Source organism: Cytobacillus sp. IB215665, assembly GCF_033963835.1.
Taxonomy (GTDB): domain Bacteria; phylum Bacillota; class Bacilli; order Bacillales; family SM2101; genus Nanhaiella.
Map to the genome: position 1 here is coordinate 119,576 of NZ_JAXBME010000001.1, position 19,294 is coordinate 138,869.

Genomic DNA, 19,294 nt, shown 5'->3' on the forward strand with positions numbered 1-19,294 from the left:
CACTTCATATATTGAGAAGGCTATTTGATATAATAACAATATAAATAACTAGGCTCTTTTTTAAAGTAATGTTGCTATTTATTCTAAACTAGAAGATAATGAAGTTGTTTTACTCAACAGTCATTCTTTTTTAGAGAAAAAGATGCCATTTAATCTATTGATATACCGTATTATTTTTTTGTATGAAAAAACAATCTATGCGAAAGCAGCCAAAAATTATTACAGCGTCCAACCAGAGGTGATCATAGTGGATGTTGGGGCTATTATCTTAGCAGGTGGCCAATCTAAGAGGATGGGCACAAATAAAGCATTACTAAGGATTGAAGGAAAATACAATATTGTGAGAATGAAAGAAGCGTTACAATTGATGTTTGAAGAAATCATCCTTGTAACAAATCAAGAACAACAATACAAGTTTTTAGAGATTCCCATTGTCCCTGATCTTGTAGATGCAAAAGGACCTCTTGCTGGGTTGCAAGCTGGTTTACAAGCGGCCAAAAATGATAAAAATGTTGTTGTGGCTTGTGATATGCCATTTATATCGACATCGGTTACATCATATTTACTTTCGCAAGCGCATGGTTGTGACGCAGTCGTCCCTATTATTGATGGCAAAATCCACCCATTGTATGCAGTATATAGTAAAAGTGCATTGCCAATTATTCATTCGAGCTTAAAGGAAAACCAATTAAAAGTTGTAGATGTATTATCTCGTCTTCAAGTTCGTTACATTGATGAAAAGGAGTTAATGGCGTTAGAAGACATTGATTTAGGAAAATCATTTTTTAATATGAACTATCCGATGGATTATGAAAAGGTAAAACGTTGGGTAAAGGACAAAGATACTAATAAGTAGTTCGTTTTTTTAGGTGAACATGATAAACTACATTTAGTAGTTATCTCTAACAATATGTGCATGCTCATAAAAAGGAGATGGTATGAATGTTAACAAACATCGGAATACCTGGATTAATATTAATTCTCGTTTTAGCTTTAATAATTTTTGGACCGAAGAAATTACCTGAGATTGGTAGAGCTACTGGGGAAACATTAAAAGAATTCAAAAAATCAGCTCGTGAGCTAACTAGTGACGTAACAGATGAAGTAAAAGAAGTGAATCAAATCGTCAAAAATGAAGAGAAAAAGTAATATTTAGGTTGATCCACCTTTTAAGGAGAGTTGGGTTAACCTTTTTTTTTGCCTTTTTCGCATAAGTTGTTACTTTTTTTAAGATATAAGCACGTTCGTGGCATTTTTTCTAGTTTTACAATTATTTAGCTCTCATAAAACTCTTCAAGTTTATGGAAAGGGACTTTTTTTAGTCTACGCCTTCTCAAATTGGTGATCAGGGTGTCTGCGTCTTTCTTATTTGTTTTGTTATGTTCCCTATTACCGGTAGGCCATATTCAATATGTCATCCTAAGAGGCCCTCACAGATCGAATGACTTTCTTTCTATACCTCGATTAGATAGCTAGTTAGCGTCAATTGACTAACTCTAGCTTCAGGCATTCCACATGAAGGGGGTTGGTACCTTCATGTGGGATAAAACTCTTTATAATGGTCATTTTGCAAATCCTTTGTTGTAAACAAAGCTGCTTTCAACCTAAAAAGATTACTACATATTCAACTGCAGTTCTTGATATAACGATGCGGCCCCGTTAAATCCTCATCCTAACAGTACTTATTAAGTAAAATAACAACCAAGCTTACGAAAAGAAACATTTAAAAACATTGAAATGAAATGATTCTTTGTGCATCAATGCCAAAATAGACCCACCTTACTCCAGTCCATCTATACCCTGACACTGATTTTCTTCCAATAAATGTAGGATAAAACCAAAATGACCTTCTACCTCGAAGCCAAATATACGTGTAGCGATATAAACATCTAACAAGTGCTCGTGGGTCAATAGCTTGTAAGTCAGGTTGATGTTGCTGAGGTACAAAAGAAGGTGGTGGAGCAGAAGGAGCGTGATGTAGAGTTTGGGTGCCATGAAATGGCGTCGATCCTGGGAAGGGTAACATACTTCCTCCTGGATGAATATGAGGGTGGGGACGTGGTGGTGGGAATCTAAAAAAATGCATGATAAATAATCTCCTTTCAACTAGTTAGAATTAGAACAATATATGTATTACATTTTGGATTTGTGCCTACATTATTAGGAAAATTATTTATTAACTCATCCTCTTTTCTCCCTCTTTTTTACGCATGTTATTTTCTAAATAATACCAAATAAAAATATAACAAAAGATACTACAAAACTATAACAGATATAATAATTAATAGATATTTTAAAAAGGAAATTTATTGTATTATTCTGAAAAAATGATAATTATGGTTACGTATTCGTAATAAGGCGAAATATATAAATGAAGAGTGAATTTTATATTATGTAAGCATACTAGAAAATGATTTTGTTTTATAATGAGTAGGAGAATTAAAAATGATACAGAATATAATTATTCAATAATACAGTTTTGGACGGTAGAGATTATACTCATTTTAAGAATGTAATAAACATTTGATATATTTTTCAAACGTTCATTTTTTTGGTAAAATTAATTTCATACAATACTTAAAAAGTACAAAAGGTGAAATTATGGAAAAAAATAAATTAAAAAAAGTAATTGAGGCAGCAAAACTATATTACTTATTAGATTATAATCAAAGCGATATTGCAAAAAAGCTTGGTGTATCAAGGCCGACGGTATCTAGGCTTTTGCAACAAGCAAAAAATGAAGGGATCGTTCAAATAAAAATCAATGACCCTACAGAGGATGTTGAATCTTTATCTGAAGAACTTGAACAAAAGTTCAAATTAAAAAAAGCGGTTGTAACATCTATTCCTCATTATGAAAAAAGCGTCATCCATAACAGTCTAGGTGAACAAGCTGCAATTTATTTACATGAAACAGTCAAAGATGGTGATATTATAGGCCTCACATGGGGTAGAACCTTATATAATATTGCTAATAAGTTAAATCAACAAAACTTAAAAGATGTGCAAGTTGTTCAGCTGAAAGGGGCAGTTGGTCACTCAGAGACAAATACTTACGCAGATGAAATTCTTCATTTATTTGGCAAAGCCTTTAACACTACCCCGCATTATTTACCAGTTCCAGCGATCGTTGACCATGTGGTTGTTAAACAAGCAATGGTTGCAGACCGTCACATCCACCGAATCTTGGAGCTTGGTAAAAATGCTAATATAGCTTTATTTACTGTAGGTCCCATTCGATCGGAATCTTTGTTATTCAGGTTAGGCTATTTTACTGAAGAGGATTTAGACATGATTTTCTCCAATGCAGTAGGAGATATTTGCTCTCGGTTTTTTACAAAAGATGGGAAAATATGTAATGAGAGCTTGAATGCTAGAACTCTAGGTATTGAATTAGACGATTTAAGAAATAAAGAACAGTCCATTCTCGTTGCAGGTGGAGCTGATCGACTAGAAGGAATTTATGGTGCGTTAATGGGAAAATACGCCAATGTGTTAATTACAGATCAAATTACCGCTAAATCTTTGCTGGAAAAGCTATAAATAAACCTCGAATATGGTAAGTTATTCAAATGACACTTGTGTGTTATTTAGCAGGACGTGAATATGATATATCGCAAAAGACTATGAAATATAAAGAGTCACTCGTTTTGACATAGGGACGAGTGACTCTTTTTTTATTGGTCATTATAACATTGTCAAATAATTGACATAACGTTTGTTCAATATTGTGTTTACATTTGTTCAATACCTTGATATAGTAATATCGAAATTAAATTTTGTTCAATTTATTTTAGAGCATGCAGCTATTACAATATGATTCTCTTTTAGTGTAAACCTGTTTTTTTAGAAATGAAAACGGTTTATGTTAATAGAACAAGATTTGTTTTTATCTCGTATTCTTAAATGTTTGTGAACAAATGTTCACAATTGATTCAGTGTTTAACAAGTAATTATAAATCCACTATAGTGATTAAAAAATAATTATTTAAGAATACTAAGCATCGTAAGCATCAAGAAAACTGTCTTAGGGGTGTTCTTCATGAATTTTTTATGGGGTATCATTGGTGTCCTTGTAGTATTAGGAATCGCATTCTTGTTTTCAAGTAGTAAAAAATCAATTAAGATCCAAACTGTTTTGATTGGTTTGTTAATCCAGTTTACATTTGCTTTTGTAGTACTAGAATGGGAAGCTGGAAAAAGAGGTTTGCAAACATTTTCTGAAGGCGTTCAAGCAATCATTAATTACGCTAACGAAGGTGTTAACTTCTTGTTTGGTGGATTATTTGCCGCAGAAGAAATTACATTTGTCTTTGCCTTTAACGTTTTAACAATTGTAATCTTTTTCTCTTCTTTAATATCGGTGCTTTATTATCTAGGTATAATGCAACTCGTGATAAAATTTATTGGTGGGGGACTTTCGAAACTATTAGGAACAAGTAAAGCTGAATCACTCTCAGCAGCTGCCAATATTTTTGTTGGACAAACAGAGGCTCCACTAGTTGTTAGACCGTTTTTAGCGAAGATGACTCAGTCAGAGTTGTTTGCGGTAATGACAGGAGGTCTTGCTTCAGTTGCCGGATCAGTTTTAGTCGGATATTCATTATTAGGTGTTCCGCTAGAGTATTTGCTTGCTGCAAGTTTCATGGCTGCTCCTGCAGGTCTGATCATAGCAAAAATTATGATGCCAGAAACAGAAAAATCTGAGACGACTGATGATATTAAGATGGAGAAAGATGTAGAATCCACTAATGTCGTCGATGCAGCAGCACGAGGAGCAAGTGTTGGTCTTCAGCTTGCGTTAAATATTGGTGCAATGCTACTTGCATTTATTGCATTAATTGCGTTACTGAATGGTTTATTAGGTTGGGTAGGAAGTGGCTTAGGCTTTGAAGGTTTGACGATTGAAACAATTTTAGGGTATTTATTTGCACCAATCGCTTTCGCAATAGGTGTACCGTGGGCCGAAGCTGTAACTGCTGGAGGATTTATCGGTCAAAAGTTAGTGTTAAATGAATTTGTGGCATATGCTTCTTTCGCTCCACAAATTGAAGACCTAACTCCGAAAACAGTTGCTGTTATAAGTTTTGCACTTTGTGGATTCGCAAATATATCTTCACTAGGTATTCTATTAGGTGGGCTAGGAAATTTAGCGCCAAATCGTCGTGGAGATATCGCAAGAATGGGATTGAAGGCAGTGTTAGCTGGAATGCTTGCGTCATTGCTTAGTGCCGCTATCGCTGGAATGTTATTATAGATTAGAATATACAAATAGTTAGAGGGCTTAGTACTTTAATAAATGGAGGAAAATATTGTGAATAATAATTTAGCAAAAATGATTGATCATACTTTATTAAAACCTGAAACGCATCGTGAGGATATCGAGAAATTAGTTAATGAAGCGAAGGAATACAAATTTGCTTCAGTATGTGTAAATCCAACGTGGGTAAAGCTATCAGCTGAAATGTTAAATGAAACGCCAGAAGTAAAAGTATGTACAGTTATTGGATTCCCGTTAGGGGCAACTACTCCTGAAGTGAAGGCATTTGAAACGAACAATGCGATTGAAAATGGAGCAACAGAAGTTGATATGGTTATCAATATTGGCGCATTAAAAAGTGGGAACGATGAACTAGTTGAAAAAGATATTAAAGCAGTTGTTGAAGCTGCAAAAGGGAAAGCATTAACAAAGGTTATTATTGAGACATGCTTATTAACTGAAGAAGAGAAAGTCCGTGCTTGTGAATTATCCGTTCGTGCGGGAGCAGATTTTGTGAAAACTTCAACAGGCTTTTCAACAGGAGGCGCAACTGTCGAGGATATCGCACTAATGCGTAAAACGGTTGGACCTAATATCGGTGTGAAAGCATCTGGTGGTGTTCGAAACTTACAAGATGCTGACGCAATGACAGAAGCTGGTGCTACTCGTATCGGAACGAGTTCTGGTGTAAAACTAGTAAAAGGCGAAGAATCAACGACTTCATATTAAGTCTCATTTCTTTAGTGTATGTTCAAAATATTTGAAAAGAAGGGTTAACAATGAAAGAACTAGTCTTAAGTTTATTAGCTGGTATGATAATCGGCATTGTATTTAAAGCATTAAAACTTCCATTACCAGCTCCACCTGTTTTAGCAGGCGTGTTAGGAGTATTCGGTGTGTATCTTGGGGGAATTGTAGCAAACTGGTTATTCGGTATGTTTTTCCAAAGCTAAATCAAATTTAGAAGGTTTATTTCTTATCTAATAGTGGGTGTTCAAAAAGAGTGCAAATGGAAAAGTAAGTCCAACTAAGAGTCGCATCTTTCAATGGCAAAAAAGAATTATACAATTTTGACCATGCTGATCATGTTGCATGACTTTTGAACAAACTCCAAAAAAGGGTTGAAGGGATGAGTCAGATGAACAAAGAAACTCTCATTCAAGAGGCGAAAAAGGCGAGAGAGCGCGCGTATGCGCCTTACTCAAAATTTAAGGTTGGCGCTGCTTTATTAACAAAGGATGACAAAGTCTATCATGGGTGTAACATAGAAAATGCTGCATACAGCATGTGTAATTGTGCTGAAAGAACAGCCCTTTTTAAGGCTTATTCTGATGGTAATAAAGAGTACAAAGCGTTAGTTGTAGTCGCTGATACTGAACGACCTGTTCCACCTTGTGGTGCTTGTCGACAAGTCATATCAGAATTGTGTAACCCAGATATGGAAGTTGTATTAACCAATCTAAATGGTGATGTTCAAGAAACCACTGTACAGGATTTATTGCCAGGTGGATTCTCACCAAAAGATTTAGAAAAACAATAATATGCAACAAAACTAATAGGCAGACCTAATAACAATAGGTCTGCTTTTTGTATGGAAAATGTTAGTTAAGAATTTGAAGAAGTCTTCTTTCGGCATAGATTGTTGATTTTCCCACAAAGAATAAGCAAGCACAACTGTTCATTTGTCCATTTTTAGCGAAAATTGCAACAAGGTTTACGAAAAGAACCTTGATGAATAATTAATTTTACCATCGGTAAAAATGGTTGAAAACTTTTCTCCATGTTTTGAAACTAATTGCCTTAACGATACGTATAAAAGATAACAGGAATAAACTTGTTTACAAAATGTAACAATGCTAATATAAGGGAAAAATAACCTTAATATTCGAATTTTTTATGTGCAGTGTTACATTTTGAACTCTATAGTTAGGAGAAGAGTGAACATGAAAAAATTGATCCTTCATACTATAAGAATAGCTATTTCATTTAGTATAAGTGTTGTTAGTGCGGTTGTGCTTTTCTTTGTGACTGATTATATATGGTGGGCAGCTATTTTAGGTGGGGGTGCCACTTACTTTCTCGTTTCGGCAATATTTCGCAGAAAATTTTTACCGGCTAGTAAGGACGTTGTAAAAGAAGAAAGGGCGTATGTTAAGAAAAACATTCGTGAGATAAAGCCTAAAATTAAAGAAATTGGGAGCTATCGATACAAAGTACGCTCTATTAGAGTATATCAAACAGTGAGTAAGGTTCATAAAATTCTTAAGCAGATTTTAGAGATAGCTGAAAGAGAGCCACAGCGATATAGAAACGTTCAATCTGTTTTTACGACATATGTGGACTCAACATTACTTATTGTAAAAAAATATTCTGAGTTGGCTTCACAACCAGTCAAAAACAAGGAATTGTATATATCGATGAGAGAAGTTGAGGAAACACTTGAAGAGTTAGCAGCATCCATAGAAAAAGAACTCCTACAAATCCTTTCAGAGGACATTACAGACCTTGATATAGAATGTAAACTAGTAAAGCAGTCTCTCCAAGAAACCGGTTATTCATTTGAAGCGCGTACGAAAGAACAGACTGCTTCAGCAAAAAACAACATTATTAAATGAGCGATATTGCTTAGCGCTACTCGCTATAGTAGAAGAAAGGGGAAAAAAGAATGAATGAAAAAGAATTAAACCTTCAAATGAATCGATTAGATACAGCTAATATTGATACACTACTAGAAAATCCATTTGGTGACCCACAGCGTTCATTAATGAATGAACAAAGTACTGAAACAGTAGAACCAACAAAGCTTATTTTAACTTTGAAGCCCGAACATCAAGTAAAGGCCAAATCATTAGCTGAGCAAATAGACCCTACTAACCAGCAAGCAATTGTTCAATACGGTGTAGCGGCTCAGGCAGAGTTATCTAAGTTTTCTCATGATATGTTAAATCATGTTCAAACGAAAGATGCAGGTCCAGTAGGCGAAGTAATAACAGAATTAATGAGTAGAATTAAAGAGGTAAATCCAGAAGACTTCGAAGTACAAAAACGTGGTTTCTTCTCTCGAATATTTGGCTCTTTTGCTCAATCAGTAAATAATATACTGTCGAAGTATCAGAAGATTGGACTTGAAATTGATAAAATAGGCGATAAGCTTGAAAAGAACCGACAAATGCTATTTCGTGATATTATGATGCTTGATACTTTATACGAGAAAAATAAGGAGTATTTTGAAGCATTAAACATATATATTGCCGCTGCTGAAGTGAAGCTAGAAGACCTTCGAACGAATACAATCCCCATCTTGCAACAAAAAGCACAATCATCTGGTAATCAAATGGAGATTCAAGAAATAAATGACCTTATGCAATTTGTTGATCGATTAGAAAAGCGAACTCATGATTTAAAGTTGAGCAGGCAAATTACAATTCAAACTGCTCCACAAATTCGAATGATTCAAAATATGAATCAGACATTAGTTGAACGAATTCAGTCTTCAATACTTACTGCGATTCCACTTTGGAAAAATCAAATTGTTATAGCGATTACTCTTTTCCGCCAAAAGAAAGCTGTTGAGGCACAAAAGCAAGTAACAAAAACAACGAACGAGTTACTATTAAAAAACTCTGATATGCTTAAAGCAAATACAATTGATGTTGCGAAGGAAAATGAAAAGGGAGTAGTAGATATTGAAACACTAAAGCAAACACAAACGAATTTATTAACAACATTAGAAGAAACGTTAAAAATTCAGCAAGAAGGCAGAATGAAGCGCCAACAAATTGAAAAGGATATTACAACGATGGAACAGGATTTAAAAAACAAGTTATTATCGATGAAAAATGCATAATGTGCTTGAAAGGTTCTATTTGTAAACTTTGTTGCTTTAGTTGCAGTATTTGAACAGGCAATGTAAAAATGAAAACTATAAAAGGTCAGCCTATAATAAGGTACAAGCTAGTCGTTGTACCTTATTGTAGGCTGTTTTGTTTTGACCTGCTTTTATATTTAATTCTTACCATATGCACCATCGTGATATCCAAATAAAACCATTATAAGCAAACAATTATGAAAATAGCATTTGTTTATTTTGACTATTGTCGCCTTAATTGTTGATTTACTTATTAAGGTATTGAAAGCAATTGTAGGCAAGTGGATAGAATAACCATTTAGCTGTTCTAATTTAGTTGGAATTTCAACAAATTTTACCAACAGACCCTTTATTTAAGAACTTGTAAAATAAGCTGTAATTTGAATAAGTGAGGGGGAATATATATAAGTAAATAGGACAAGTAAAGGGACTGAATAACAATGAAAAAGGGGATAAGAATAACGCTGTTTGTTATTGTACTATTCGGTTGTATAGGTGGATACTATTATATTAAACTTAAGCCGGTAAATCATTTTGCTGAAAATAACATACCGCAAATAGCAACACCTGAAAAGATAGGCGAATTAAAAGTGCAAGACAGTCTTCAAAGTGAGGAAGAAGGAGAGAAACGAGAAGAAAATGCTGATATCACAAAAGGTAGGAAGGCTATTCACTTACAAAAAAAGAATCTAGATAAGAAATACAAACAAGTTGATAGCTTTAATTTGTTACTTCTAGGCCTTGACGCACGTGAACAAGAAGCATCACGTACAGATGTAATTATGCTTGCAAATATCCATCCCGAACAAGAGAAGATAACGGTTTTATCTATTCCGCGCGATACATTAGTTCAAGTAGAGGGTGTAGGTGCCACTAAGATTAATCACGCTCATTTACTTGGAGAGCTTAAAGGCGGTAATGGATCTGGGACGGAAGCTACAATACAAACGGTAAGTAACTTATGTAAGTGCACAATTAATTATTATGTGAAGACAAATTTTGAAGGCTTTATAGATGTTGTGGATGCCGTGGGTGGTATTGAAATAGAGCTAAAGGAACCTATAACATTGACAGATAAAAATATTACGCTTGATAATAATAATGTTCTTTATCTTGATGGGGATCTAGCTTTGTCACTTGTTAGAGAACGTAAATCATTGTCTGAAGGAGATTTTGGGCGCCAGCAACATCAAGCACTCGTACTAAAATCATTAGTCAAGACAGCCCTCCAGCCAAAGAATATTCCAAAGGTACCCACCATTTATCGAAACGTTAAACAAGCAATAATTGATACAAACGTATCTGAAAGTGATATCTTTAGTATGGCTATGCTTTTTAAAGGTATTACAACCGAAGATATCTCCTATTTTCAATTACCAGGAAATGAAGGATATGCGATGGATCCTTTAGTTAATTCGCGATTGTATTATTGGATACCTGATGTGAATGAGATGAATGAACTATTGAAACATTTCAATAAAGAATAATATATTAGTAGTAATGATATGAAAGTTGATAGGTGGTTTTGTATGATAATACTTAATAATGACTGGTCACAATTATTAGCAGGAGAATTTAACAAGTCGTATTATAAAAAACTACGTCAAACATTGAAACACGAATATAGTACAGAAACGATTTACCCTGATATGTATAGTATATTTAATGCTTTACATCATACGCCTTATCATAAAGTGAAAGTTGTCATTATTGGACAAGACCCTTATCATGGTCCAAATCAGGCACATGGCTTAAGCTTTTCGGTTCAACCTGGTATTCCTGTTCCACCCTCGCTAAAAAATATATATAAAGAATTACATAACGACATAGGGTGTACTATACCGAACCATGGATATTTATTAAAGTGGACACAAGAAGGGGTATTGTTGTTAAATACAACATTAACTGTGAGGAAAGGACAGCCTAGCTCTCATCGAGGACTTGGGTGGGAATTGTTCACAGACAAAGTAATTGAAGTATTAAATGAACGTGAAAAGCCGGTAATTTTTATCCTTTGGGGTAGACATGCTCAAGAAAAACAAAAGCTAGTTTCAAATAGTTATCACTATATAATTGAGTCACCTCATCCAAGTCCTTTTTCTGCTAATCGTGGTTTTTTTGGCAGTAATCCCTTTTCAAAAGCCAATAGTTATTTAAGGCAAATTGGTAGCGAAGAAATTGATTGGCAAATCGACCCGCTAAATGCTTAGGTAAAGGCTGTTTACGCATTGATTGTTGTTTTTCGTACTAAGGGGAAAAACACGCACACAATCTAGCGTTAGCGGCAATTTTTTTTACTATAAAAATTTTGTGGCTTGGATAAAATGTATCTAATTGTAAAAAGTTTAAAATAAATAAAATGAGTTTACGAAAACACCCTAGGTATACTATTAAAGGTATAATTGCTGAACCGTGTAGATGATAGTGATACAATAAAAACACAATATAATTAATGGGGAGCATAAAGGGTGAAATAATATGAGTGACCAAAGAATAAATTGTTTTAATTGTACACATTTTTACACAACGTGGGATCCAAAATTCCCAAGAGGCTGCAAAGCTTTTAATTTTAAAACAGACATTATTCCATCCTTACGTGTATTCCAATCATCAGGGAAGTCGTGCATGAAATTTCAGGAGAAGAGAAAAAGAGGATCTTGAAAAAAGGAGGGGCGTGGTGAAAGTATCCAAACATATCGTTATTTCTTTAATAGGAATGACGATAATTATTATAGTTGGAGGACTTGGGTTTGCCTTTCTTGAAGGGATAAGTTTTTTCGATGCTTTGTGGATGACAGCAATTACCGTATTGACGGTAGGTTACGGTGATATCATACCTCAAACAATAGGTGGGCGTATATTTGGCTTGCTCATTATACCTGTTGGAGTTGGACTAGTAGGGTATACACTAGCAGCAATGTCGGCTGCAATTATTGAAGGAAAGTTATCACAAAGTGTATGGAGGCGGCGTATGCATCAACAAATTGAAAATCTATCAAATCATATGATTATTTGCGGAATAGGTCGTGTAGGTGAACAAGTGCTGCAGAGATTTGTTCAAGAAGGTGTTCAAGTTGTTGTTATTGAACGTGATAAAGAAAGATTGGAACAAATAGAAGAGAATTTCCTATACATAGTAGGTGACGCAACTGAGGATCGGGTTTTATATAATGCAGGGATAGAACGAGCAAAAGGGTTAGTAGCAACGCTACCTGATGATGCTTCAAATGTATTTGTGTCATTAACTGCAAAAGGATTAAACCCAAATATTCAAATTGTGGCTAGAGCAGAAAAAGTTGAATCTGAAGAAAAGCTTCGCATTGCTGGAGCAAGCAAAGTTATTAATCCTTCCTCTCTAGGGGGGAGAAGGATGGCAATGTCAGTTGTAAAACCCATCAGTGTTGACTACATAGATACGATTCTCCAATTAGGTAAAGACGAATACGGGGTCGAAGAAATTATGATCCAACCTAGATCAAAAGTTGTCAATATCTCTTTACGAGATAATAACATTCGCAGTGTGTACGGTGTTACGATTGTAGCGATAAAAAGAAAACATAGGCTAATTAGTAACCCTCACCCGGATGAACTATTAAAAGAAGGCGACTTAACAATTGTGTTTGGTACAGAGGGTCAATTAGTGAAATTTGAAGAAGCTACAAAACCTAGTATATAATAATCATTTATTCTGTACTTTTTGAACTTTCTTAAAGGCTGTTTTCGCATTAATTGTTGCTTTTCGTACTAAGAGCCAAACACGTACATAATTAGTGTTCGTGGCATCTTTTCTTCTGTACAACAATGACTAACCAAGTAAAACCACTTTTTCTTTGTACAAATTGAATAACAATAGCAACAAAGTTTATGAAAAGAGCCTTCTCAAAAAATATAACCACAGGAGGTGGGGAGTTTGGAGGTACCAGTTCAAATGATACTTGATAAAATTGGTGAGGAGCTGTCAAAAGCAAACCAGTCAAATGATGAGGGCAGATTTCGAGAACATATTGCTAGCATCCACTCTTTGTGTGATGTCGTATTATCATCTAATTCTATAGAGGGCAATCGCAAAAAAACGATACCAGAAATACAACAAATGTCAACTAAACAACATAAGAAAGTAAATGTAGAAGAAGCAAATGGAGATTCATTGCTAGATTTTTAAAATAGGGGGACTAACAAACATGAAAATATTGCTAATGATTGGAGCAATTAATGGTTTTTTAGCGGTAGCACTAGGAGCATTTGGTGCACACGGTTTAGAGGGGAAAATTCCAGCAAAGTATATAGAGACATGGAAAACTGGCGTGACTTATCAAATGTTTCATACTACAGCAATCATGATTATCGCTTTGATTGCAGGGAAATTTCCAAATACACCTTCCCTTACGTGGGCTGGTTGGTTTATGTTAATTGGAATTATTTTATTTTCCGGAAGCCTTTACGTTCTAAGTGTTACTCAAGTAAAAGTGTTAGGAGCAATCACACCATTAGGAGGTGTGGCTTTCTTAATTGGATGGGTACTGCTCGGATATGCAGTCATGAAACATATATAAAAAAGGGGGGTGTCTTAGTCGAATTTCGACAAATAGACTCCCCTTTTCTATTGGTAAAGCACTTTTCATAAGGCTTTTTTCACATTGATTGTTGCTTTTTCGTTCAAAGGTATAAGTACGTATATATTATTTGTGGCATCTTTTCTTCTGTACAAAGATGGCTAACAATAAAATTACTTTTTATGGTGCTAATTTGATAACAATAGTAAAAGAGTCTACGAAAAGAGCCTTTCATAAACTTTATTGCTTTTTTTCACTGCCTAGGGTTACGTGTTTTATGGCTATTTACTCCAACCGTTGTCTTAGCGAAACCTCTCGAGTCCATCAAGGTCACTTCACCATTCCATCCGAAGGCAAAATGCGCCTTCATCTGAAATGTCTAGAATGCTTGTTAGGAGAAGTCGTGGTTGATGACATTTCACCTAGGAGAGTAGCTTACAATTCTATCTGGGTAATATTCTATTTCTTCATCAAAGGTAATATAATCTAGATACACCATCAATAATACATAGCGCTTTTCCGACTCAGTATCGCTAAGTATGATATGGTCACGTCCAGCAGCCTCAATCATTCCTTTAAATATTTGTGTTCTTCCTTCTCGACCATTTTCAAAGGTCATATAAACAGTTGCTACCTTCCCTTTATTTAATCGTAGTATATTTTCAATATAAGATTCTTCAAGTGGTAACATATCTGGTACTTGTGGACCTGTTGTTGGGGCAGAAGTTGGTTGTGGGACTTGTTGTTGTTGTCCATATTGATACGGGTATCTATATGGGTATGATGATTGGGATTGATAAACTCCATAGTTCCCCTGATTATAATTATTTGTCATCAAATTCCTCCTTTACACCAAAATAGGTTTAATACACTTTAGGACATTCCGACTGAGTCGGTGCAAAAAAACAATGGGATTTGAAACGTCCGGTATTCCATTGATTAAACCATTGTGCTGGGCAATCGCCTTCAGGCCTAAAAAACCATAATGTATTTGTTGCAGGGTGAAATCTTTCTCCATTTATGAGTCTTCTAGCTAGCTGTTTGTCAGATTCTCTTGCGCGCTGATAAAAGTATCCTTTTATGGTTGCTTCAAATCCACCTGGGCGCTGAAAGACCATTTTTTGTATTGATGTAATGTCTCTAAAATCTAAACAACTGGCTCTAACTCGGTTCACACTAGTATTACCGGCCATTAACATACCGAGTTTGCCATCTCCCTCTGCCTCTGCACGAATTAAGCGTGCAAGTAAATCTACATCTTTTTCTGTATAAGGAATTACCGCCATCTTCTCACCTCACTTACAAATAGGTATCCACCTACAATTTCGTACAATATTACTCTATTTAAGTAAGAGAAAATGGTTCCTTATTTTTGAAAAATGATGATTTCTATTTAATAGATATGAGTTGAGCATTTTAGATATGCATTAAATTCAAGTAAAAAGAAAATGACCCATATATGTATGTGAGCCATTTTCCTTTTACTTGAGTGATTATAGATATTACACGTGTAGTAGTTGATTTAATTTTTCTTCATTTAAAATGTTACCGACAAAAAACGTTCCAAACTCACCATAACGAGCACTTACTTCATCAAAACGCATTTCGTACACTAACTTTTTAAATTGTAAAACATCATCTGCAAAAAGTGTTACACCCCATTCGTAATCATCGAAGCCGACAGAACCTGAAATTACTTGTTTAACTTTTCCTGCATATTTCCGGCCTATCATGCCATGTGAACGCATTAATGCTCGACGTTCCTCCATCGGAAGCATATACCAATTGTCATTACCTTGACGACGCTTATCCATAGGATAGAAGCAAATATGATTTGCTTTAGGTAAGGTAGGGTATAGCCTTTTTAGGATTTCAGGGTTTTGATACGGGTCTTCATCAGATGGTAAATAGTTACTTAACTCAACCACTGACACATACGAATATGTAGGAATTGTATACTCAGCAAGTTTAGTTTTATTAAATGCATTTTCTATTTCATTAATTTCTTCCATTGTAGGCCTTAAAACCATGAGCATAAAGTCTGCTTTTTGCCCAACAATTGAATAGAATGCATGGCTACCCTGTTGGTTTTCTTCAACAAGACCCCATTTTTCAAGTAAACCAACAAACTCATGAATTGCGGTTTGACGCTCATCACTTGTTAGTCGTTTCCAAGAAGACCAGTCAATTGCACGTAAATCATGTAGACAATACCAGCCATCTAACGTTTTAGCTGCTTCACTCATATTGATACCCATCTCCTTCATTATGTATGATATGACAATTATAGTTTACTCTAATTAGATCATGATATAAAATATATAGCATTTCTAATATACCACAGTTTATACATTACTAAGAAACACGAAACATTTTGTTAATTAGTGTTTCGTACTAACACGTACATTAACTAGAGTTCGTGGCCAGCTATCCTTCTTTAAAACAGCTGACACTTACATGAACTTTCTTTGGTTATTATAATTCAGCAAAATAGTAATAAAGAGCTTTCTGAAAAAGCTAACTCTGTGATATGTGTGAACGAAGTGTGACTACGCATATAGTTTTGACAAATTTACTCCAACATACGTATAAATGTGTTTTTTTTGTGAATTATGAAAAGATAAACTTCTTTCATGTAAGCGTTATTTTAAGATAGATTTATTGATTTTCAGTAATAGTCAAGTATTCTAAATATAACGAGTAATGATGAGAGCAAAGGAGGAAAAACATATGTCACAATTATTCAACATATTAGAAGAGAAAATTAAGGGTGAAAACATCCGTATTGTCTTTCCAGAAGGGAATGATAATCGAATCTTAGAAGCTGTAAGCCGTTTAGCACAAGAGGAAATTATTAAGCCAATCATTATTGGGAATCCAGGTGAACTCCAAGCAAAAGCTGAAGCACTAAAAGTATCGTTAAGTGGGGTAGAAATATACGATCCTAAACAATATGATGAAATGAGCACGTTAGTCGAAGCTTTTGTTGAGAGAAGGAAAGGCAAGGTTACAAAAGAACAAGCTTACAAAATGTTACTAGATGAAAATTATTTTGGAACAATGCTAGTATATACAGAAAAAGCTCATGGGTTAGTAAGTGGTGCAGCCCATTCTACAGCAGATACAGTTCGTCCGGCATTACAAATAATTAAAACAAAAGAAGGTGTTAAGAAGACATCAGGTGTATTCATCATGGTTCGTGATACCGAAAAGTATGTATTTGCTGATTGTGCAATTAATATATCGCCAGACAGTCAAGATTTAGCTGAAATTGCAATAGAGAGCACCCATACAGCGCAAATGTTTAATATTGAACCAAAAGTTGCTATGCTCAGCTTTTCCACAAAAGGTTCAGCTAAATCACCTGAAACCGAAAAGGTAATAGAGGCAGTTCGTTTGGCAAAAGAAAGAAACCCTGAATTAATGGTTGAGGGAGAATTGCAATTTGATGCAGCATTTGTACCTTCTGTTGCACAAAAGAAAGCACCTGATGCACTTATTCAAGGTGATGCTAATGTGTTTATATTCCCGAGCCTTGAAGCAGGGAATATTGGATATAAAATTGCTCAAAGACTAGGGAATTTTGAAGCGGTAGGCCCAATATTGCAAGGGTTAAACAAACCTGTCAACGATTTGTCCCGAGGTTGTAACCAAGAGGATGTTTATAAATTAGCTCTTATTACAGCGGCTCAAGCACTGCAAAAATAATGAAAATATGTTAGGGGACGCATATTATGTATACTCAGTCAAAGAGCTTATTAGAGCAAAACAGATGGAGAATCATTGATCAATCTAGTGTAGGTCCACACTTTAATGCGCTCCAATCCTTTGCTATTGATGATACGTTATGCTCTTCTGTAGGGAAAAATGAATCTGTGACAACAGCACGTACATGGGTTCATCACAATACGATTGTGCTGGGTATTCAAGATACAAAGCTCCCTTTCTTAACTGATGGAGTTCGTTTTTTGCAGTCGCAAGGATATCGAGTGATTGTAAGGAATTCAGGGGGCTTAGCAGTTGTTTTAGATGAAGGAGTTTTGAATATATCTCTCATTTTCCCAGATACAGAAAAAGGGATCGATATAAATAGGGGCTATGATGCCATGGTGGAACTAGTAAAGCATATGCTTTCTCGTTTTTATTTACAGATCGAGGCTAAGGAAATCATCGGTTCATATTGTCCTGGAAGTTACGACCTAAGTGTAGCAGGAAAGAAATTTGCAGGAATTTCTCAACGAAGGGTTAGAGGTGGAGTAGCTGTACAAATTTATCTTTGTGTGACTGGTAGTGGGGGAGTGCGTGCAAATTTGATTAAGGATTTTTATAACAAATCAATCAAAGGCATCGAAACAAAATATGTTTACCCTGACGTAAAGCCTGAAACAATGGCTTCATTAAACGAATTGACAGGCGAATCAAGCACAATTCAAGATATGATGCTAGCATTGTTAACAACACTAAAGAATATGAGTACGTCTATCTATTCTTCTCAATTAACAGCAGATGAATTAGTATTATTTGAACACAATTATAAGAGAGTCATTGAACGCAATGAAAAAGCACTTAACATCTAGGTTAGGTGCTTTTTCATATATCTAGTTCCATTGTATATCCTCTCGAGTCACTTCAGCATTTCACATGAAGTCAAATAACACCTTCAAGTGAAATGCTTCCAGTGCTTGTCGGGGATGACCAAGGCGCTTGCGCTTTTCTACTTGTCTAGCTCCAGGCGCCATCGGCTCGAGGTCATAAGCCAAACCGACGAGAAGGTTAAAGAACAATCTTCTAGTCGGCTCGCCTTATGCTTGTCGCCGATAAGCGGGCACCTTGCGCTTTTCTTTTAGTCCAGCTCCGCCTCCTTGCCTCTCGAGTCGTTTCACCTTTTCAGCAGAAGACATAAAGCGTCTTCAGTTGAAAAGGTTCCAACGCTTGTCGAGGCAGTTCAAGTCGGCTTCGCTTTTCTTCCTACTTCGCCATTTTTTCTAGGTTACCGTTTTTATCCATCTTAAATGCTGTGGTCGGGCTTTGTTCTTCCTCAATTAAAACTAGCTTTCTTGCGCGATTCATGATTTTCATGAGTGTGTCGTAATCTTCTTGTATTGATATAGAACTTTGCTGTAGTTTTGAAATGTTTTCTGAAAATGTTTTATTTTGTTTAGACATTTCTTCATTTTCTTTTCGTAATCTTTCATTTTCTTTATGTAGAAAATCGATATTACTAGTGTTTTGTTGTAATGATTGTAAGAAAGAGACCACCTGATCGAGTGTAACGTCTTTATTACTTTCTATAGCATTTATACCTAAGTCTTTAATAGAAGGAACAGTCGGTTTATATAATAGAGTCTTTTTAACTTGTTGGTGCTTTCCTAAAGAGCGTTGTCGTTGCTTACGTTGTTTTCTTGCTAACTCTAGCGCTTTCTGATAGTTGTTACGTACGACTGCATTCCAACGAAAGCCACAAGCTGCCGATGTGCGGTTTAATTTGTCTCCAACCTCTTCAAAGGCATTTAACTGTGTACTACCTTCACGAACATGTCTTAGTATTGTTTCAGCTAATAATAAATCATCTTCTTCTGTCCATGCATCCTGTCTTTCTTTCATACTCTCAAC

Annotated in this window: 21 protein-coding genes; 16 read left to right on the plus strand and 5 right to left on the minus strand. The window is 35.3% G+C overall.

The annotated features are described in order from the left end of the window. Positions 1-142 precede the first annotated feature (142 nt). Positions 143-856 carry a molybdenum cofactor guanylyltransferase gene (locus SLH52_RS00500; protein WP_320207353.1) on the plus strand — a complete coding sequence of 238 codons (714 nt, stop codon included), beginning with the start codon at positions 143-145 and terminating at the stop codon, positions 854-856. An 86-nt stretch (positions 857-942) separates the two neighbouring features. After that, a complete protein-coding gene (tatA, locus tag SLH52_RS00505) occupies positions 943-1,149 on the plus strand; it encodes a twin-arginine translocase TatA/TatE family subunit (RefSeq protein WP_320207354.1) in 207 nt (68 codons plus the stop codon). Between the two features lie 574 nt (positions 1,150-1,723). On the opposite strand, the gene SLH52_RS00510 is transcribed toward tatA, so the two are convergent. Next, positions 1,724-2,086, minus strand: a complete 363-nt coding sequence (locus SLH52_RS00510) for a hypothetical protein (protein ID WP_320207355.1) — start codon at positions 2,084-2,086, stop codon at positions 1,724-1,726. 515 nt (positions 2,087-2,601) lie between these two features. On the opposite strand from SLH52_RS00510, the gene SLH52_RS00515 reads away from it, so the two are divergent. The 12 genes from SLH52_RS00515 (at position 2,602) to SLH52_RS00570 (ending at position 13,681) form a co-directional block, all read left to right on the plus strand. Next, entirely contained in the window at positions 2,602-3,543 is a 942-nt protein-coding gene (locus SLH52_RS00515; RefSeq protein WP_320207356.1) for a sugar-binding transcriptional regulator, read from the plus strand. Positions 3,544-4,042: 499 nt separating this feature from the next. Further along, a complete protein-coding gene (locus SLH52_RS00520; protein WP_320207357.1) occupies positions 4,043-5,257 on the plus strand; it encodes a NupC/NupG family nucleoside CNT transporter in 1,215 nt (404 codons plus the stop codon). Between the two features lie 42 nt (positions 5,258-5,299). After that, positions 5,300-5,989, plus strand: coding sequence for a deoxyribose-phosphate aldolase (gene deoC, locus SLH52_RS00525; protein WP_320207358.1), 690 nt, complete (start codon positions 5,300-5,302; stop codon positions 5,987-5,989). A 50-nt stretch (positions 5,990-6,039) separates the two neighbouring features. Beyond that, on the plus strand, positions 6,040-6,213 hold the full coding sequence (locus SLH52_RS00530; RefSeq protein ID WP_214480932.1) for a XapX domain-containing protein: 174 nt from the start codon (positions 6,040-6,042) through the stop codon (positions 6,211-6,213). A 185-nt stretch (positions 6,214-6,398) separates the two neighbouring features. Further along, positions 6,399-6,800, plus strand: a complete 402-nt coding sequence (locus tag SLH52_RS00535; RefSeq protein WP_320207359.1) for a cytidine deaminase — start codon at positions 6,399-6,401, stop codon at positions 6,798-6,800. 403 nt (positions 6,801-7,203) lie between these two features. Beyond that, a complete protein-coding gene (locus SLH52_RS00540) occupies positions 7,204-7,875 on the plus strand; it encodes a 5-bromo-4-chloroindolyl phosphate hydrolysis family protein (protein WP_320207360.1) in 672 nt (223 codons plus the stop codon). Between the two features lie 50 nt (positions 7,876-7,925). Continuing rightward, on the plus strand, positions 7,926-9,107 hold the full coding sequence (locus tag SLH52_RS00545) for a toxic anion resistance protein (protein ID WP_320207361.1): 1,182 nt from the start codon (positions 7,926-7,928) through the stop codon (positions 9,105-9,107). Between the two features lie 461 nt (positions 9,108-9,568). After that, positions 9,569-10,615: an LCP family protein gene (locus SLH52_RS00550; protein ID WP_320207362.1), complete on the plus strand. Its 1,047-nt coding sequence runs from the start codon at positions 9,569-9,571 to the stop codon at positions 10,613-10,615. A 42-nt stretch (positions 10,616-10,657) separates the two neighbouring features. Next, the gene (locus SLH52_RS00555; protein ID WP_320207363.1) at positions 10,658-11,338 is read left to right on the plus strand and encodes a uracil-DNA glycosylase; all 681 of its coding nucleotides are present in this window, start codon (positions 10,658-10,660) and stop codon (positions 11,336-11,338) included. Positions 11,339-11,844: 506 nt separating this feature from the next. Continuing rightward, positions 11,845-12,804: a potassium channel family protein gene (locus SLH52_RS00560; RefSeq protein ID WP_413785481.1), complete on the plus strand. Its 960-nt coding sequence runs from the start codon at positions 11,845-11,847 to the stop codon at positions 12,802-12,804. Between the two features lie 234 nt (positions 12,805-13,038). Further along, complete coding sequence (locus SLH52_RS00565) at positions 13,039-13,290, plus strand: YwdI family protein (protein WP_320207365.1); 252 nt, start codon at positions 13,039-13,041, stop codon at positions 13,288-13,290. 19 nt (positions 13,291-13,309) lie between these two features. Then, positions 13,310-13,681, plus strand: a complete 372-nt coding sequence (locus SLH52_RS00570) for a DUF423 domain-containing protein (RefSeq protein WP_320207366.1) — start codon at positions 13,310-13,312, stop codon at positions 13,679-13,681. A 418-nt stretch (positions 13,682-14,099) separates the two neighbouring features. Here SLH52_RS00570 and gerQ read toward each other — a convergent pair whose 3' ends face one another. The 3 genes from gerQ to hemQ all read right to left on the minus strand — a co-directional run bounded on the left by gerQ (position 14,100) and on the right by hemQ (position 15,927). Then, the gene (gerQ, locus tag SLH52_RS00575; RefSeq protein ID WP_320207367.1) at positions 14,100-14,516 is read right to left on the minus strand and encodes a spore coat protein GerQ; all 417 of its coding nucleotides are present in this window, start codon (positions 14,514-14,516) and stop codon (positions 14,100-14,102) included. 28 nt (positions 14,517-14,544) lie between these two features. After that, a complete protein-coding gene (locus tag SLH52_RS00580) occupies positions 14,545-14,967 on the minus strand; it encodes a cell wall hydrolase (protein ID WP_214480922.1) in 423 nt (140 codons plus the stop codon). Between the two features lie 216 nt (positions 14,968-15,183). Beyond that, a complete protein-coding gene (gene hemQ, locus SLH52_RS00585) occupies positions 15,184-15,927 on the minus strand; it encodes a hydrogen peroxide-dependent heme synthase (protein WP_320207368.1) in 744 nt (247 codons plus the stop codon). Positions 15,928-16,411: 484 nt separating this feature from the next. Between hemQ and pta the strand changes: the two genes are divergently transcribed. Together pta and SLH52_RS00595 are read left to right on the plus strand one after the other, a co-directional pair. After that, a complete protein-coding gene (gene pta, locus SLH52_RS00590; RefSeq protein WP_320207369.1) occupies positions 16,412-17,389 on the plus strand; it encodes a phosphate acetyltransferase in 978 nt (325 codons plus the stop codon). 26 nt (positions 17,390-17,415) lie between these two features. Next, positions 17,416-18,258 (plus strand): biotin/lipoate A/B protein ligase family protein, encoded by an 843-nt coding sequence (locus SLH52_RS00595; protein WP_320207370.1) that lies wholly within the window; start codon positions 17,416-17,418, stop codon positions 18,256-18,258. A gap of 391 nt (positions 18,259-18,649) precedes the next feature. Here the strand turns inward: SLH52_RS00595 and SLH52_RS00600 are convergent, their stop codons facing one another. Further along, entirely contained in the window at positions 18,650-19,285 is a 636-nt protein-coding gene (locus SLH52_RS00600) for an RsfA family transcriptional regulator (protein WP_320207371.1), read from the minus strand. Positions 19,286-19,294: the final 9 nt, after the last annotated feature.

Bases quoted from the DNA above. Each gene is read 5' to 3' on its own strand.
- SLH52_RS00600 (WP_320207371.1), bottom strand. From the start codon at position 19,285: ATGAAAGAAAGACAGGATGCATGGACAGAAGAAGATGATTTATTATTA.
- SLH52_RS00580 (WP_214480922.1), bottom strand. From the start codon at position 14,967: ATGGCGGTAATTCCTTATACAGAAAAAGATGTAGATTTACTTGCACGC.
- SLH52_RS00535 (WP_320207359.1), top strand. From the start codon at position 6,399: ATGAACAAAGAAACTCTCATTCAAGAGGCGAAAAAGGCGAGAGAGCGC.
- SLH52_RS00550 (WP_320207362.1), top strand. From the start codon at position 9,569: ATGAAAAAGGGGATAAGAATAACGCTGTTTGTTATTGTACTATTCGGT.
- gerQ (WP_320207367.1), bottom strand. From the start codon at position 14,516: ATGACAAATAATTATAATCAGGGGAACTATGGAGTTTATCAATCCCAA.
- SLH52_RS00530 (WP_214480932.1), top strand. From the start codon at position 6,040: ATGAAAGAACTAGTCTTAAGTTTATTAGCTGGTATGATAATCGGCATT.
- SLH52_RS00560 (WP_413785481.1), top strand. From the start codon at position 11,845: ATGACGATAATTATTATAGTTGGAGGACTTGGGTTTGCCTTTCTTGAA.
- SLH52_RS00555 (WP_320207363.1), top strand. From the start codon at position 10,658: ATGATAATACTTAATAATGACTGGTCACAATTATTAGCAGGAGAATTT.
- hemQ (WP_320207368.1), bottom strand. From the start codon at position 15,927: ATGAGTGAAGCAGCTAAAACGTTAGATGGCTGGTATTGTCTACATGAT.
- deoC (WP_320207358.1), top strand. From the start codon at position 5,300: ATGGAGGAAAATATTGTGAATAATAATTTAGCAAAAATGATTGATCAT.
- SLH52_RS00595 (WP_320207370.1), top strand. From the start codon at position 17,416: ATGTATACTCAGTCAAAGAGCTTATTAGAGCAAAACAGATGGAGAATC.
- SLH52_RS00545 (WP_320207361.1), top strand. From the start codon at position 7,926: ATGAATGAAAAAGAATTAAACCTTCAAATGAATCGATTAGATACAGCT.
- pta (WP_320207369.1), top strand. From the start codon at position 16,412: ATGTCACAATTATTCAACATATTAGAAGAGAAAATTAAGGGTGAAAAC.
- SLH52_RS00510 (WP_320207355.1), bottom strand. From the start codon at position 2,086: ATGCATTTTTTTAGATTCCCACCACCACGTCCCCACCCTCATATTCAT.
- SLH52_RS00520 (WP_320207357.1), top strand. From the start codon at position 4,043: ATGAATTTTTTATGGGGTATCATTGGTGTCCTTGTAGTATTAGGAATC.
- SLH52_RS00570 (WP_320207366.1), top strand. From the start codon at position 13,310: ATGAAAATATTGCTAATGATTGGAGCAATTAATGGTTTTTTAGCGGTA.
- tatA (WP_320207354.1), top strand. From the start codon at position 943: ATGTTAACAAACATCGGAATACCTGGATTAATATTAATTCTCGTTTTA.
- SLH52_RS00500 (WP_320207353.1), top strand. From the start codon at position 143: ATGCCATTTAATCTATTGATATACCGTATTATTTTTTTGTATGAAAAA.
- SLH52_RS00540 (WP_320207360.1), top strand. From the start codon at position 7,204: ATGAAAAAATTGATCCTTCATACTATAAGAATAGCTATTTCATTTAGT.
- SLH52_RS00515 (WP_320207356.1), top strand. From the start codon at position 2,602: ATGGAAAAAAATAAATTAAAAAAAGTAATTGAGGCAGCAAAACTATAT.